The 15,850-nt window shown below is 67.1% G+C and carries 14 protein-coding genes; 4 read left to right on the plus strand and 10 right to left on the minus strand.

The window, feature by feature from the left end; genetic code table 11:
• Positions 1 to 60 precede the first annotated feature (60 nt).
• Positions 61 to 1,329: a cytochrome P450 gene (locus QOC69_RS17185; RefSeq protein ID WP_526441664.1), complete on the plus strand. Its 1,269-nt coding sequence runs from the start codon at positions 61 to 63 to the stop codon at positions 1,327 to 1,329.
• A 36-nt stretch (positions 1,330 to 1,365) separates the two neighbouring features.
• On the opposite strand, the gene QOC69_RS17190 is transcribed toward QOC69_RS17185, so the two are convergent.
• Complete coding sequence (locus tag QOC69_RS17190; RefSeq protein ID WP_526441666.1) at positions 1,366 to 2,199, minus strand: Sir2 family NAD-dependent protein deacetylase; 834 nt, start codon at positions 2,197 to 2,199, stop codon at positions 1,366 to 1,368.
• A 38-nt stretch (positions 2,200 to 2,237) separates the two neighbouring features.
• Here QOC69_RS17190 and QOC69_RS17195 point away from each other — a divergent pair, with 38 nt between their 5' ends.
• Positions 2,238 to 3,206 (plus strand): LysR family transcriptional regulator, encoded by a 969-nt coding sequence (locus tag QOC69_RS17195; RefSeq protein WP_526441668.1) that lies wholly within the window; start codon positions 2,238 to 2,240, stop codon positions 3,204 to 3,206.
• Position 3,207: 1 nt separating this feature from the next.
• Here the strand turns inward: QOC69_RS17195 and QOC69_RS17200 are convergent, their stop codons facing one another.
• Both QOC69_RS17200 and QOC69_RS17205 read right to left on the minus strand, forming a co-directional pair.
• Positions 3,208 to 4,710, minus strand: coding sequence for an amino acid permease (locus QOC69_RS17200; RefSeq protein ID WP_526441670.1), 1,503 nt, complete (start codon positions 4,708 to 4,710; stop codon positions 3,208 to 3,210).
• 28 nt (positions 4,711 to 4,738) lie between these two features.
• Positions 4,739 to 5,983: an aminotransferase class III-fold pyridoxal phosphate-dependent enzyme gene (locus QOC69_RS17205; protein ID WP_526441672.1), complete on the minus strand. Its 1,245-nt coding sequence runs from the start codon at positions 5,981 to 5,983 to the stop codon at positions 4,739 to 4,741.
• 191 nt (positions 5,984 to 6,174) lie between these two features.
• Here QOC69_RS17205 and QOC69_RS17210 point away from each other — a divergent pair, with 191 nt between their 5' ends.
• Complete coding sequence (locus QOC69_RS17210) at positions 6,175 to 8,217, plus strand: NAD(+) synthase (RefSeq protein WP_526441674.1); 2,043 nt, start codon at positions 6,175 to 6,177, stop codon at positions 8,215 to 8,217.
• A 4-nt stretch (positions 8,218 to 8,221) separates the two neighbouring features.
• Here QOC69_RS17210 and QOC69_RS17215 read toward each other — a convergent pair whose 3' ends face one another.
• From QOC69_RS17215 to QOC69_RS17240, 6 genes are read right to left on the minus strand one after another with little or no spacing between them, the layout of a single operon-like run.
• Positions 8,222 to 8,710 (minus strand): YbhB/YbcL family Raf kinase inhibitor-like protein, encoded by a 489-nt coding sequence (locus QOC69_RS17215; protein ID WP_526441676.1) that lies wholly within the window; start codon positions 8,708 to 8,710, stop codon positions 8,222 to 8,224.
• Between the two features lie 54 nt (positions 8,711 to 8,764).
• Positions 8,765 to 9,730, minus strand: coding sequence for a serine hydrolase domain-containing protein (locus QOC69_RS17220; RefSeq protein ID WP_526441678.1), 966 nt, complete (start codon positions 9,728 to 9,730; stop codon positions 8,765 to 8,767).
• Positions 9,727 to 10,341, minus strand: coding sequence for a LeuD/DmdB family oxidoreductase small subunit (locus QOC69_RS17225; RefSeq protein WP_526441680.1), 615 nt, complete (start codon positions 10,339 to 10,341; stop codon positions 9,727 to 9,729). Before QOC69_RS17225 ends, QOC69_RS17220 begins: the two co-directional genes overlap by 4 nt.
• Complete coding sequence (locus tag QOC69_RS17230) at positions 10,338 to 11,585, minus strand: 3-isopropylmalate dehydratase large subunit (protein WP_526441682.1); 1,248 nt, start codon at positions 11,583 to 11,585, stop codon at positions 10,338 to 10,340. The genes QOC69_RS17225 and QOC69_RS17230 overlap by 4 nt, the downstream gene beginning before the upstream one ends.
• Positions 11,576 to 12,472: an isocitrate lyase/PEP mutase family protein gene (locus QOC69_RS17235; protein WP_526441684.1), complete on the minus strand. Its 897-nt coding sequence runs from the start codon at positions 12,470 to 12,472 to the stop codon at positions 11,576 to 11,578. The genes QOC69_RS17230 and QOC69_RS17235 overlap by 10 nt, the downstream gene beginning before the upstream one ends.
• A gap of 9 nt (positions 12,473 to 12,481) precedes the next feature.
• The gene (locus QOC69_RS17240; RefSeq protein ID WP_526441686.1) at positions 12,482 to 13,906 is read right to left on the minus strand and encodes an MmgE/PrpD family protein; all 1,425 of its coding nucleotides are present in this window, start codon (positions 13,904 to 13,906) and stop codon (positions 12,482 to 12,484) included.
• Positions 13,907 to 13,989: 83 nt separating this feature from the next.
• On the opposite strand from QOC69_RS17240, the gene QOC69_RS17245 reads away from it, so the two are divergent.
• Entirely contained in the window at positions 13,990 to 14,796 is an 807-nt protein-coding gene (locus QOC69_RS17245) for a GntR family transcriptional regulator (protein WP_526441688.1), read from the plus strand.
• A gap of 58 nt (positions 14,797 to 14,854) precedes the next feature.
• Here QOC69_RS17245 and QOC69_RS17250 read toward each other — a convergent pair whose 3' ends face one another.
• Positions 14,855 to 15,718 (minus strand): PfkB family carbohydrate kinase, encoded by an 864-nt coding sequence (locus QOC69_RS17250; protein ID WP_526441694.1) that lies wholly within the window; start codon positions 15,716 to 15,718, stop codon positions 14,855 to 14,857.
• Positions 15,719 to 15,850 lie beyond the last annotated feature (132 nt).

Below are 15,850 nucleotides of genomic sequence, written 5' to 3' on the forward strand. Positions count from 1 at the left end.
AGCGTAACGCGCGCACGCACTCCTTGACTAGACATAGTGTCTAGTCTTATCGTCTCGGGTATGACTGTGTCGCCGCTCACATCTTCTGCAACCCGCGACTACGACCCGATCGACCTCTCGTCGCGGGCCTTCTGGGCCACCAGCGCCGCCGAGCGCGAGTTGTCCTTCGCCGCCCTTCGCGCCGAGCGTCCAGTGAGTTGGCATCGACCGGTCGAGGACTCGTTGATGCCCGACCCGAGCGATCCCGGTTACTGGGCGGTGACGCGCCACGCCGACATCGTCACGGTCAGCCGGGACAACGAGACCTTCCTCTCGGGTAAGGGCGTGCTGTTCGAGACCATCCCGGAGGAGCTGCTCGAGGCATCGCAGTCCTTCCTGGCGATGGATCCGCCTCGACACACGATGCTGCGCAAGCTCGCACACGCGGCCTTCACCCCGCGACAGGTGCGCCGCATCGAGGAGTCGATCAAGGCGAATGCGCACGCCATTGTGGGGGAGTTGCGATGGATGGGCAGCGGTGCCGACTTCGTCGAACAATGCGCAAGGGAACTACCGATCCGGACGCTATCGGACATGGTCGGCATTCCGGAATCCGAACGGGCGCAGGTGGCGCATGCCGCCGATGCGTTGGTGTCGTGGGCCGATCCGATCTACCTCGACGGGCGTAACCCGCTCGAGGTGCTGGTCGGCAATCAGATGTATCTGCACCAGGTGGCGGGTGCACTGGCCGCAGACCGTCGGGCGAATCCAGGAGACGACCTGATCACCAGTCTGGTCGAAGCCGAGGTCGACGGTGACCGGCTCACCGACGCCGAGGTGGCCGCATTCTTCGTGCTGCTAGCGGTGGCGGGCAATGACACCACGCGCCAGACGATGAGCCATGCGGCCAAGGCGCTCACCGACTTCCGCGACCAGCGCACCTGGCTGGCCGCGGACTTCGACGACCGCATCGGCAGCGCCGTCGAGGAGATGGTCCGGTGGGCCACCCCGGTGATGACGTTCCGCCGCACGGCAGCAGTCGATTGCGAGCTTGGCGGGCAGTCGATCTCCGCTGGCGAGAAGGTCGTCATGTTCTACTCGTCGGGCAACTTCGACGAGCGCGCATTCGATCAACCCGGCCACTTCGATTTGGGCCGCAAGCCCAATTCGCACGTCGGATTCGGTGGCGGCGGGCTGCACTTCTGCCTCGGTGCGCACGTGGCGCGGGCACAGCTACGGGCGATCTTCGGTGAACTGCTCATTCAATTGCCCGAATTCGAGGCAGGCGATCCCTCGTACGTGCCGGGCAACTTCATCCACGGCATCCGCTCGATGCCGGTCACCTTCTAGCGATTTCGGCGCGTTTTCGCTCGCTGAGCGCGAACGTTAGCGCGCCGAAATCGCGAAGAGTTCGTCGGCCAGCAGGGCAAGGAGCTCCGAGCAGCCGCCGTCGACCTTGACGTTGGCCAGGTGATCGCCGCGGGTGGGCCCGCGGTTGACGATCGTGACGGCCTTGCCGTGCGCCGCGGCGTGCCTAACGAACCGCAGGCCGGAGAACACGGTCAGCGACGAACCGGCCACCAGCAGTGCGTCCGCCGCGTCGACGAGCGAATATGCCTGCGCGACACGCTCCTTGGGCACGTTCTCACCGAAGTAGACGATGTCGGGCTTGAGCATGCCCCCGCAGCGCGGGCAGTCCACGTACCGGAACGACGCGGTCTCGGTGACCATCGCGTCGGCATCGGGTGCCACCGCGATGCCACCGATCTGTTCGGCCCGCTCGACGAAGCCGGGGTTGAGCGCTTCCAACTGCTCGGCCAACGCCACCCGCGTCATGGTGTGCCCACAGGCGAGGCACGCCACCCGGGCGTAGGTGCCATGCAGGTCGATCACCGTCTGGCTGCCCGCCTTGGTGTGCAGCAGGTCGACGTTCTGGGTGATCACTCCGGTGACGACGCCCGCGTGTTCCAGCGTCGCCAGCGCACGGTGCCCGGCGTTGGGCAGCGTGGCGTCCATGTGACGCCAGCCGACGTGGTTGCGCGCCCAGTACCGCTGCCGGAACACGGCGTCCGAGGTGAACTGCCGGATGGTCATCGGGTTGCTCGGCGGCGAGTCCGGGCCGCGGTAGTCGGGGATGCCGGAGTCGGTCGATAGCCCCGCTCCGGTCAGGACGGCGATGCGCTGACCTGCGAGCACACGGACCAGTTCGGGGCCTTCCACGGTGTCCAGCGTAGGCGCTCTCGCGTTATCGTCCCTGCATGGACTTGACCGTGCGGAAGCTGCGCTACTTCGCGGTCGTCGCCGAGGAGCGCCACTTCACCAGGGCCGCGGCCCGGCTGTTCGTCGCACAGCAGTCACTGTCACGGCAGATCCGTGATCTCGAGGAGGAGGTCGGTGCGCTGCTCTTCTACCGGACGACCCGGTCAGTAGAACTGACACCGGCGGGCGAGGCATTCCTCGTCGGAGTGCAATCGGCGCTTGCCAGCCTCGACGCCGGCATCGAGGAGGCGCGCAGGCACGACGCGGGTGTGGTCGGACACGTGCGGATCGGGTTCGGGTTGGGGGCCGCGCTCGAGCTGACGCCGTACATCGTCGAGGAGTTCTCGCGGGAGTTCCCCAACGTCGAAATCGAGATGCGCGAGTTCGGGTTGCCGGACCAGAGCGCCGGGCTGTCCGACCACTGGGCAGACGTCGCGATCATCCGACCGCCACTGGCCGATCCCGGCATCGTCGCCCACACGCTCTTCGTCGAGCCGCGGGTATTGACCGTCTCGGTGCGTCACGCGCTCGCGCAGCGGCAGACCGTCTCCGTGGCCGACATTCTCGACGTACCGCTTGCCGTGGGCAGGTCCACCGACGAGGAGTACCGCCGCTTCTGGAGTCTGCAGGACTTCCGTACGGGGTTGACCGAGCCGATCCTTACTCCTACCACCAGCAACACCGAGGAGATCGAGTTGATCGCCGCAGGACTGGCGTGCACGGTCAACCCGGCCGCGATCATGCGCTACATCCCGCACTCGGGGGTGCGCTACATTCCGATCGTCGACGTGCCGGGCTCGGCCGTGGCCATCGCGTGGCGACGTGACCGAGTCTCTCCGCTAGCACTGGCCTTCAATCGTGTCGCCCAAGAAGTCCGGGACCGTGAGACCGCGACGGTTGAGAGCATCGAGAACCCGTTCAGCGGAGTCGAATTCACGTCCACACCGGTGTCGCACGACCATCCGTAACTCAGGGCCGCTTCACCGAATCCTGGAACTTCGCGACACCGGCCTCGCCGCGCTTGATGCGGCCCCGCAACACCAGCACGTGCCACAGCACCGCAAGAACGGTCGCGCCTGCGACCACCTTCACCGCACCGTGGAACTCGGCAGGGATGGTCAGGATCAGTAGCGCGGTGATGATCCACACCAGTCCGACGATCATCAGCGGGACGCCCCACCGGCCCAGGTTGAATGCCCCAGGGGCAGCCGCCAACGTCGGGCGTCGGCGCATGTACGACCCGACGATCAGCAGATAGACCAGATAGGGCGCGATGGACGTCGCACCGACCAGGGTGGTGAACGAATCCGTTTGCAGGAAGCCATAAACCATGAAGCACACGCTGATCACGCCTCCCACGATCAGCGCGCGCATCGGTGTCTGGGTGCGCGCGTTGACCATGCGGAAGTGGCGAGAGAACGGCAACATGTTGTCGCGGCCCATCGAGTACATCAACCGGGCCTGGGCGGCCTGGTTGGCGATGACGAGCGCGATCATGGAGAACGCCACCACGACGATGAACACCTTCACCAGCGCGGACGGCAGGTAGAAGTCTGCGATCGTCACGATGGGCGCGTCGGAAGCTTGCGCCGCGCCCAGATCCGGCATGGCCACGGTGAAGCAGATCAGGGCCAACATGCCGAGCACCGCCGAACCGATCACGCCGGTGAGCACCCCGCGGGGGACGGCCTTCTGCGAGTCGACGGCCTCCTCGGTCAGGTCCGCAGAGAGTTCGAACCCGACCATCGTGTAGATGCCCAGCAACCCGGCCAGCACGAAGTGGCCGATCCCCGAGCCTTCGGTTCCACTGCTGTTCACCAGGTTCGCGACCGATCCGCCGTCGTCACCGGTGTACACGCCGAACGCGACGACCACCGTGATGGCCAGAAGCACGGTCCCGATGATCTCGGCGACCACCGCGGTGTTGTTGACCCGCGCCGCCAACTGCACACTGACGATGTTGATCAGGACGGTGAACAACAGTATGGCGATCGCGACGCCGAGGAGCACCCCGTCGGGCGGGCTGATGCCCATCGCCTCGAACAACAGCGGGGTGGCGCCCAACAGGATGATCGCCCCGCCCGTGATGCTCATGTACAGCAGACCGAAGAAACCGGTGTACCAGCCGTAGGTGGAGCCGACCAGGCGCGCGCCCCACTGGTACGCGTAGCCCGCCAGCGGGATCTTGGTGCTCAGCTCCGCGATCAAGAGCGCCATGACGATCTGGCCGGCCGCGGCGATTGGCCAGGTCCAAATCGATGCGCCGCCAAACTGATTGATGGCGAATCCATAGTTCAGAAAGATTCCGGTGGAGATGGAGACGATGGAGAAGGAGATTGCGAACAACGAGAAGAAGCGCAGCGTCCGCTTGAGCTCCTGCGCGTAGCCGAAGGACGCCAGCGTCGCATCGTGAGGGTTGTCGAGATTCGCTGTCGCTGCCGTGGAGTTGTCGGTTGGGCGGTTGATCGTCATGGGATCTCCTTGGCTCGGCGGGACGGGGTCAGTTGGGGCCGAAGCGCTTTCGCACTTCGGCGAACGCGACCTCGGTGCCGCGTAGTGCGCGATCGATGACTGCGTCATCCATCGCGCAGGACATGAACCAGTTGTGCTTGGGATGCAGATAGACACCCGACCGAAGTGCGGTCTCGGCGAAGTACGTCATCCGCTCGCGGTCCACGTCTCCTGAAAAGGTCACATAGGGCATGACTTCGGGTCCCGTGTAGGCGATGGTGAGCCCGTTGTCGGCGGCCTGAGCCAGGATGCCCGCCCGCAAGCGTGCGCCGGCACGTCGCATCAGCGACACTCCGTCGATGTCGCCGAGGCGTCGGATCGTGGCGAGTGCCGCGGCCATGGGTGTCGAGTTCATCCAGAAGGATCCGGTGAGGAACACCGCCGATGCCGCGTCACGTAGGGCTTCCTGGCCGGTGACCGCAGCGAGCGGATAGCCGTTCGCGATTGCCTTGCTCCACGCGCTGAGGTCGGTACGTACTCCGATCGATTCCCAGCTGCCCCCGTGGGCGAGACGGAACCCGCAACGTACGTCGTCGATGATCAGCAACGCGTCGCGTTCGTCGCAACGTCGGCGGACGTGCCGGGCGAACTCGACGTCGACGAGGTCCTGATCTTCGCCCTCGACGTGTCGGAAGGGGGTCAGCATGACGCCCGCGAGATCACTGCCCGCCGCCTCGACGGCACGGTCGAAGTCGTCCTGGTCGTTGTAGTCGAAGTAACCCATCGCGGCCCGGTCACTCGCAAGGGTCCCGGTAGGAACGGGCGTACACCACGGCGCCGCGCCGTGGTAGATGCCGCGTGCCACCAGGATCACCGACCGCGACGTGTGCGCCCTGGCGATCGTCAGGCACGCGGTGGTGGCATCGGTTCCGTTCTTGCCGAACAGAACCCAGTCCGCGTCCGAGACCACGTCGACGAGAGTCTCGGCAAGGTCCACCAGCACCGGCCCCGGCCCATCGAGGCAGTCGCCCATCTCCATCTGAGTGCGTACCGCCTGCGTGACGACGGGATCGCGATGGCCAAGGACGACGGGGCCCCAGCTGCACATGAGGTCGACGTACTCGTTGCCGTCGACATCGGTGATCAGCGCGCCCTCGCCCGCCGCGAAGAACTGCGGGTAGGCCGACGACATGTTGCGGATCGCTTGATGCCCGTACATCCCGCCGGGCACCACCTTGGCCGCGCGTCGGGTCAGTTCCACGTCAGCGCTCTTGACCGCGGCAGCTGAGGTCACGTCTCGCTCCTGTCTTGGCAATGTCGAATCTGGCTTGTCGGTCATGGTCGGTCACCCCGGGCCACAGCGGAAACACCCATTGCGCCCGCATTCACAACCAAGACGTTGTGAATGCGGCTGAGATGGCTCCGACATGGCATTGAGACCGGCAATCGGACCTTGGCGCCAGGGGGCCTGAGACAATTGAGACCGTGGACTTCTACAGCGCCTACCGGCACGGCTTCGTCCGGCTCGCCGCGTGCACGCACCACACCACGCTGGCCGACCCCGCGGCCAACGTGGAATCCGTGCTGCGGATGGCGCGCGACTGCCACGATGACGGTGTCGCCCTTGCGGTGTTTCCCGAGCTGACGCTGTCGGGGTATTCGATCGAGGACATCCTGCTGCAGGATGGCCTGCTCGACGCCGTCGAGATCGCGCTGGTCGACGTCGTGGCGGCGTCGGTGGAGTTGTTGCCGGTCCTGGTCGTGGGCGCGCCGTTGCGGCACCGCCACCGGGTCTACAACACCGCTGTCGTGATCCACCGGGGCACCGTGCTGGGCGTGGCGCCGAAGTCCTACCTGCCCAACTATCGCGAGTTCTACGAGCGCAGGCAGATGGCGGCGGGTGACGACGTCATCGGCACCATCCGGGTCGCGGGTGCCGACGTCCCGTTCGGCCCCGACCTGCTGTTCGCGGCCACCGACCTTCCGAACTTCGTCTTGCACGTCGAGGTCTGCGAGGACATGTGGGTGCCGATCCCGCCGAGCGCCGAGGCCGCGCTGGCCGGGGCGACGGTGCTGGCCAACCTGTCCGGAAGTCCGATCACCATCGGCCGGGCCGACGACCGCAAGCTGCTGGCCCGCTCGGCGTCGTCGCGCTGCCTTGCGGCCTACGTCTACTCGGCAGCAGGCGAGGGCGAGTCGACCACCGATCTGGCCTGGGACGGCCAGACGATGATCTACGAGAACGGCTTGCTACTCGCCGAATCCGAGCGCTTCCCCAAGGGCGAGCGGCGGTCGGTCGCCGACGTGGACACCGACCTGCTGCGCGCCGAGCGGCTCCGGATGGGCACGTTCGACGACAACCGTCGGCACCACGGTGTGCGCACCGACGCGTTCCGTCGGATCGAGTTCGTCGTCGACCCGCCCGCGGGTGACATCGGGCTGCGCCGCGAGGTCGAACGCTTCCCGTTCGTGCCGTCGGATCCGGCTCGGCTGCAACAGGATTGCTACGAGGCCTACAACATCCAGGTGTCGGGTCTGGAGCAGCGGCTACGCGCGCTGAACTATCCCAAGGTGGTGATCGGGGTTTCGGGCGGCCTGGACTCCACCCACGCCCTGATCGTCGCGGCCCGCGCGATGGACCGGGAAGGCAGGCCGCGCAGCGACATCCTCGCGTTCACCCTGCCCGGCTTCGCCACCGGCGAACGCACCAAGGGCAACGCGATCGCGCTGGGCAAGACGCTCGGAGTGACGTTCTCCGAGATCGACATTCGCGACACGGCGACCTTGATGCTGACCGAGATGGACCATCCGTTCGCGCGCGGCGAAAACGTGTACGACGTCACGTTCGAGAACGTGCAGGCCGGCCTGCGCACCGACTATCTCTTCCGGCTGGCCAACCAGCGCGGCGGCATCGTGCTCGGCACCGGCGACCTGTCCGAACTCGCGTTGGGCTGGTCGACTTACGGTGTCGGCGACCAGATGTCGCACTACAACGTGAACGGCGGCGTGCCCAAGACCCTGATCCAGCACCTGATCAGGTGGGTGATCTCGGCCGGCCAGTTCGACGACGAGGTCAACTCGGTATTGCGGTCGGTGCTCGACACCGAGATCACCCCGGAGCTGGTGCCCGTCGGCGAGGACGAGGAGATCCAGAGCAGCGAGGCCACGGTGGGGCCCTATGTGCTGCAGGACTTCTCGCTGTATCAGGTATTGCGCTACGGCTTCCGCCCGTCGAAGGTGGCGTTTCTGGCATGGCACGCCTGGAGTGACGCGGAGCGCGGTGACTGGCCGGCCGGATACCCCGCTCACAAGCGGCCGGCGTACTCGCTGGCCGACATTCGGCACTGGCTGAAGGTCTTCGTGCAGCGCTTCTACTCGTTCAGCCAGTTCAAGCGTTCGGCGCTGCCCAACGGCCCGAAGGTATCTGCGGGCGGGGCGTTGTCACCGCGCGGCGACTGGCGCGCGCCGTCGGACATGTCGGCGCGCATCTGGCTCGACGAGATCGAGCGCGAGGTGCCGGAGGCCTGACGGCTCAGCGTTCGTAGGTCCCCGTCAAGGTCCCGCGGGCCAGCACGTGACCCGACGCGGCGGTGAGCACGGCCTTGACCGTCGTGGCGTCCTCGGGGATCCGCCGGGCCAGGGCCAGCACGTGGAAGCGGTAGCGGTGGGGGCCGTGTCCGGCGATCGGCCGTGGACCCGAATAGCCGTTCTTGCTCAACATGGTGGGCACGTTGCGCACACCCTGCGCCCCGACGCGGAACTCGCCCTCGTCGAGTCGCTCGGTGTCCGGTTCCAGCACCGCGACGCTGTGGAACAGCGGCGTGGGCAGGGGCACATCGACGTCGTCTAGAAGCAACAGCAGTGCGGCCGTTCCCGGCGGCACGCCCAACCACCGCACCTTGGGGGACACGTCCTCGCCGACGCCCTTGCCCGCGTGCCGACGGGGGATCTTTGCCGCCGTCGGTGAACGCGGGACTGGTGACGACGATGGTGTCGGGAGCCTTGAACCCGGTCCCCGCAAGGGGACTGCGGGCAGCGGATGCCCGAACCGGGCGAAGCAACCTGCCGATCGTCGTCATGTTTCGACGCTCGGGACGGCGTCCGACGGAGCCAGACTCAGTATCGCGCTCAGTACCGCGTCGGGAATGGCCATCTCGGTGTTACCGCCTTCGGTGGGTTCGGACATGGTGACGATGACGAGGTCGAGCGACGGGACGACGGACAGCGTCTGCCCTCCCTGTCCCATCGCCGAGTAGCTTCCCGCCGGGAGTACCGAACCACCGTTCTCTCCGACGGCCCACCACAGATAGCCATAGTGCCCGAATGGATTTGGCAACCCTGTCCGCACCAGGGGCCGGGTGCTATGCCGTACCCAGTCGGCGGGAACGATCTGCTGACCTTGCCACGCGCCGCCATCGAGATACAGCTGCCCGAAGGCGGCGAGGTCTCTGGCGGACAACTGCATCGCGTAGTTGGGGAAGCGTGCCGTCGCGCCCAGCGGGTCGGGGGCGTAGTACAGGTGGCTGTGCTTCAGTGGATCCCAGTCGCGGAAGTTCAGCGGCTGGGCAAGCTGCCGGTCGACGGCGACGAACAACGCGGTACTGCTCACGCGTTGGTAGATCTCGCCCAGCGCGTTGAAATCCCAGTTGCTGTAGTGGAACCGCGTGCCGGGAACCGAACTACCTCGGGTTGGCCATGGCGCCACCGTGTTGCCGAAGACGTCGAATGGCGGGTCGAATTTCAATGGCAGGTAGACCCCTGAGCTCGAGGTCAGCAGATGCTGCAGCGTCGCCGACGCTTCCATGGGAGTGAGCTCCGGTGATTCGTCGATGCCGAGATCAGCCAAGGTGGTGTCCAGTCGCACCAGTCCGTCGTCGACGAGCTGCCCGAATAGCGCACTGACAATGGACTTTCGCACCGAGTGGATCGGCAACGGCACATCTTGGGCCCCCGCGGTATAGACGACTTCTCCGTGCTGGAGCACCCGCAAGCTCGTGATGCCGTGATCGCGCACGGAACCCCGAAGGGACTGCGCCGTCATGCGCCGCTCCCGGCTCCGCGCATCGCCACCGTGCTGGACCGCAGTATCTCGCCCAGTTCGGCGGGCAGGTAACCCTGGGCGGCCAGCCGTGGCATGACTCCGCCCTCTGTGATGATGTCGAGGATCAGATCGGGTAGCCGAGGCACCGATCCCGAGGCGCCGGTCGTGTCGTTGCGCCAGGTGCCGTCGGACAGGTCGAAGGTGCCGGTGTCGCCCTCGGTGAACAGCGATGTCGCAGACGGCAGCGTCATGGCGGGCAGTCCGGCGTTGACCGCGTTGCGAAAGAACAGGGAGTTGAACTCCTCTGCCACCAGGCCTGCGACGCCCAGTTCGGTGAACAGCGCCGCTACGGGCCGCGACGACCCGACGCCGAAGTTGCGGCCCGCCACCACGATGTCGCCGGGCGCGACCTCGCCGGTCCAGCCGGGACGGACCTCGTAGAAGACGTGCCTGGCCGCCTCGGGCGGATCCATCTTCATGGCGAACGCCGGATACATGGCGTCGGTGTTGAGGTCGTCGCCGAATACCCAGACGTTGCCGGTGAACGTCAGTGGTTCAATTGCTCCTCGCGTCCGCGGTGGTTCAATTGCTCCTCGCGTCCGCGGTGTCATGCGGTCACGCTCCTCGCGTCTGTGATGAAGCCGGCGATCGCCGATGCCGCGACGGTGGCGGGGGAGGCCATGAAGATCTCAGCCTCCGTGCTGCCCATCCGGCCGGTGAAGTTCCGGGTGCTCGACGTGATGCACACTTCGCCGGGTCCGACGACACCCATGTGGTACCCGAAGCAGGCACCGCAGGTGGAGTTGGTGACGACGCCGCCTGCGTCCGCGATGTCTTGCAGGTAGCCAAGTCGCATCGCCTCCCGGTACACGGCCTGCGAAGCGGGCGTGACCAGCAGTCGCACCCCCGGCGCAACGGTTCTGCCGCGCAACACCTTCGCGGCGATCTCGAGGTCCTCGAGTTGCCCGTTGGCGCACGATCCGATGAAGGCTTGATCGACCTTCTGCCGGCCCAGCTGAGAGACGGGCAGCCCGTTGTGGCTGACGGTGCCGGGACGGGCGACGTACGGTTCCAGCGTGCCCAAGTCGACCCGTCGAACGTCGACGTAGGTCGCGTCGGGATCCGCAGAGGCGGAGCGATATCCGGTGGCGCCGCGTTCGTCGAGGAACGACGTCAGTAGCTCGTCGGGTTCGAACGTGCTGAAGTCGGCCGATACCTCGGCGCCCTGGGTGGCGATCGTGCGCCGGTCGTGCATCGGCACGCTCGCCAGCCCGGGCCCGCCGAACTCCAGGTTCAGGTTGGCGGAGTCGCCGTATTCGTCGGCGATGTACAGGAAGACGTCCTTGCCGCTGACCGAAACGGGCAAGGTGCCGACGAGTTCGTAGCGGACGGTCGGGGCGATCTGGAACCAGGTGCTGCCCGTGCACATGATGGAGTACACCTCGGCAGGGCCGAGCCCGCGGGCCGCGTTGTTGTAGGCCCCCGCGGCGCAAGTGTGAGAGTCGGTACACGCCAGCACTTCTCCTGGTCGGGCCAGTCCGTTCTCGGCGATGACCTGGTGACAGATGCCGTGCCTGCCGACGTCGTAGAAGCGTTCGATGCCGAAGTCGGCGGCGAACTTGCGGGCACGCGGCCCACCGGCGGCGTCCTTGAGAGTCGGGGCGGGGACCGCGTGGTCCATCACGATCGCCAATTTGTCCGGGTCGTGAATCCGGTTGGGTTCCATCCACATCGTGGCGAATTGAAGGTCGATCAGCACCGTCATGTCGACGTCGACGACGACGGTGTCACCGGCCGACACCGAGTCGAGGCCTGCCTTGCGGGCGAAGATCTTCTCGATGATCGTCATGCCCATGATTTGTCCTCCGTGGCTGCGAGTTTGGTGTCGAGTGCGAACCACTCGGCCATGCCGACCAGGTTGAAGAAGTCGGCGGGTGTGGTGGGCAGGAAGGCGGCGACGTCACTACCGTTGAGCGCGCAGAGGCCCTCGAGCATCGCGAACGTCGCGCGGCCAAGGGGGTCACTCGGGTGAATGGCGATGGCGTAGCCCAACTCCTGTAGCCGCGCAGCCGACTCGATCGGCGTCATCCCGCCCAGTACGAGGTTGATCAGCAGGGGAGCGTCGACCTCGCGGGCGATGCGCTCGATCTCGTCGGCGCCCTTCGGTGCCTCCACGAAGATGATGTCGGCGCCAGCGGCGGCGTAGCGGTTCGCCCGCTCGATGGCGACGTCCAGTCCGCAGCAGGCACGGGCGTCGGTCCGGGCGATGATCAGCAGATCGTCGTCGGATCTGGCGTCGAGCGCTGCGGCCAGCGTCTGCTCGAACACCTCGGCGTCGACGACGTGCTTGTCCGGCAGATGCCCGCAGCGCTTCGGGAATGCCTGGTCCTCCAACTGGATTGCGGCGACGCCTGCGGTGTCGTACTGGCGGACGGTGCGCACCACGTTCAGCGGAGCGCCGTATCCCGTATCGGCGTCGGCGATCAGCGGAACGTCGCCGAGCACGTCGACGAGCATGCGGGCCCGCTCGGCCATCTCGCTGGCGGTGACCAGTCCGATGTCCGGCAGCCCGAACCCGGATGCCGCCACCCCCGCGCCGGTCAGATAGGCCGCGACGTGCCCGGTGCGCTTGGCCAGTTGCGCGGAGATACCGTCGAAGACGCCGGGCGCGACGATGAGCTCGCGCCGGTCGAGTAGTTCACGCAGCGCTCGCCGTGCGGAGGTCGCGGAAGTAGTAGGCATGTCGGGCTTCTAGTCCAGTGCGCCGGCGACGGGCTCGGCCAGCAGGTCGATGAGTTCGCCGACGTCATCGAGGTCGACGAGGCCGTTCACCGCCCGCTCGATCGCCTCCGCGCGCCCACGGCTGGTGACCCGGTCGGCGAGCGCGTGGAATTTGGCGACCAGCTCGTCGTTGGTGATCGGATCGCTTGGCGCGCCGTGCGGTTGGTCGATACGGGCATGGTGCACTTGGCCGGCGCGGGTGGTGACCGACACGTCGGTGCGGAAACGCTCGGTGATGGGAGCATCGGTCAGCGACTCGTCGAGATGCACGTCGGTCGCGTCGATCAGCGCCCAGATGTCGTCGGAGTCCAGCCGTTTCGGGTTGAACTGCTCGGGCAGCACGTTGCCGTCGAGCAGCGCCGCGGCGGTGGCGTAGCCGATGTTCATCTGCGCGCCGATCGGCGTCAGTGGACGTTCCGGCTGCCACCACCCGTGCTTGTAGACGGTCTCGCCGACCGTGATGTCGACTCGTGAGATGTCCTCGGGGACAATCGAAGACCGCAGCCTGCGGGCCGCGTCGATGGCGCCGTGCAGCCCGCCCATGGCGGCGTAGGACTTCACCATGATGATCGAGGTCTCCCAGCGCTCGCCGAGCTCCCCGGTCAGCATCGTGGCGTCCGGGTCGTGTCCCTCGCCGAAGACACTCAGGAATCCGCCGTACTCGCGCTCGAAGACCCTCTTGATGCCGGTGTATCCGGCGGCGGCCAGACCGGCGGCGTAGAAACCGTTGCGGGCCGCGAACCCGTGGTGCATCCGCTTGCTCATCGCCTCGTACTGGGCGGCCATCAGCCCGGACGACTGCGTTCCGGCCATGCCGAGCGCATCCTCCAGTTTCGACGGTGTCAGGCCGCGCAGCTTCCCGGAAGCCATTGCGGCACTGTGCGTGCCGAAGACCGGGCCAGAGTGCCAGCCACGGTCCAGCATCTGGGCGCCGTGCAGCGTGTAGCCGACCCGCGGGCCCACCTCGAAGCCCGCGATGGCCGCGAGCAGAAACTCCGCGCCGGTGGTCGGTGCGGAACGGACGGACACGGTGGACAGCAGCGCGGGGATCAGCAACGAGCAACTGTGCAGGGGAGCCAGCGGGTGGAAGTCATCCAGTTCGAAGCCCTGGATGTACGTGCCGTTGAGCACCGCGGATGCCGGTGCGCTGGTCGTCCGTCCGGTGCCGACCACCACGGCGTCCCCGTCGCCCTCGAGTGCGAGCACGGCATCCGTCGCCACCCGCGACCACGGCAGCTGCGCGCCGATCAGTGCGCATCCGAGCCCGTCGAGCAGCAGGTACTTGGCCCTCTCGACGACTGTCGGAGGGATGTCGGCATACCGGAGGTCGCAGACCCAGTGCGCCAGCCTGCCCGTCGGCCCTTGCGGATCGGTAGCCGCATCACTTGCCACCATCAAATCCTCCAATCCAGTTGTTATATAGTTATAACAACTGGAATGGGATCCGGCAAGCGGGGGATGTGGAAAGGTCACTGATCGTGCCGGACGGAAAGCAGGGCGCCGATTTGGTGAATGTCGCCGCGGGCGTGCCGTTGCATCGTCAGCTCTTCCTGGTGTTGCACGACGAGATCGGCCGCGGGGCGTTGGCCGTGGGCGACGCGCTTCCGACCGAGCAATCCCTATGCGACCAGTTCGGCGTCTCCCGCATCACCGTCCGTCGCGCGCTGGCCGATCTGGCCGAGGCGGGGCTCATCGAGCGCCGCCACGGCATCGGCTCGTTCGTGATCGAACATTCGCCGCTGCGCCAACCCGAGGCCGGCGGTTCGTACATGGACGAACTGCGGCAGGTCGATTTCGAGACCGAGGTCGACGTCATCGAGGTCGACGAGCGCACCATCCCACGTGCGATCGCCGAGCGGCTGGACTCGGGCGAGCGCGGATTGCACGTGCTGCGGCTGCGCCGTGAGCGCCGGACCGGCGAGCCGTTGATGATCACCGAGGCCTGGCTGCCCGTCGAACTCGCCGGGAAGCTCACCGAGCTGGAGTTGACCCGGGCGCCGCTGCATCGGCTGCTGTCGGAAAGGGGCGTGCAGCTCGAGCGCCTCGAGCACGAGCTGACGGCCGAGATCGCGGGCCCACGCACCGCGGCACTGTTGGGCACGGCGATCGGCGCTCCACTGATCCGGATCAACCGGGTGGCCTTTGCCGCCGGTGTACCGCATCACTTCCTGTCGATGGTGTTGTCGCCCAACCGAAGTCGTGTCGTGCTGAGTCAGCCGGCGATCGAGCTCGAGTCGGGCGCCGGCCTGGCCATCGCACACGACGTGCGGCGGACCTCCACCTGAGAGCTCGAAACTAAAGGCGGCCGTCCGTCTGCAGGTCGGGGTGCCTCCTTGGCTGCGGTTACCCGTCGTTCAGAACGTCGTCGATGGCCTCGGCGGACGGGGCACAGTCACCCGCCCCCGGCGTCAGCGTCGCCAGAGCGCCCGCCGCGCAGGCCCGACGCAGCGCGTCGGCCGGGCCAGTGAGCCACCCGGCGGCCAGCACTCCGGCGAACACGTCGCCCGCGCCGGTGGTGTCGATCGCTTCGACCGCGGGTGCGGCAACGTCGCGGCGGCCGTCAGGACCGACGTGCGTCGCCCCGCCGGCACCCCGCGTGATCACCAGATGAGGCACCGGCCAACGCCAGTGCCGCCATTCGACGTCGTTCAGCACCACGACGTCGGCCACCCCAGCCAGCGCCGCGAGCGCCTCGGGTGGTGCACCGGCCGGTGACGCGTTGACCACGACCAGTGCGCCGCCGGCACGCCCCAGCCGTGCGGCCGCCAGCGCCGTCTCCACTGGAATCTCCAACTGGAGCAGCACCACGTCGGCCGCCGCCACGACGGACCTGACGTCGGCCGAGGCCATGCTCAGATGGGCGTTGGCGCCGGGCGCGACGACGATGCTGTTCTCCGCATAGGAGTCCACCACGATCGCCGCCGCTCCGCTGGGGCCCGGCACGGTGACCACGCCATCGAGCCCCACTCCGTTGTCGCGCAGGTGTGCGCGCAGGACGGCAGCCGCCGGATCGTCGCCGAGCGCCGCGACGATGTCGACCGACGCACCCGCCCTTGCGGCCGCGACGGCCTGGTTGCCGCCCTTGCCGCCCGGTGCGGCCGACGACGACGAGGCCAGCACCGTCTCGCCGGGCCGCGGCAGCGATCGCACGGTGAACGACTGGTCGAGGTTGACGCTGCCCACCACGCAGACCCTTGCCACGCGGATACCGTAGCCGTTGCCGTTGAGTGTGTTTTGGTTGCACGCTCATGTGGCGTCCCCTTGCGGGGTTTGGGTTTTGGCCTCGCCGCTTCGGGCCCCGCGTGGGCGGGGTCTTACAGAAGCTCCGCCGGCGCCGGG

The organism is Mycobacterium sp., from assembly GCF_032162105.1.
GTDB lineage: Bacteria > Actinomycetota > Actinomycetes > Mycobacteriales > Mycobacteriaceae > Mycobacterium.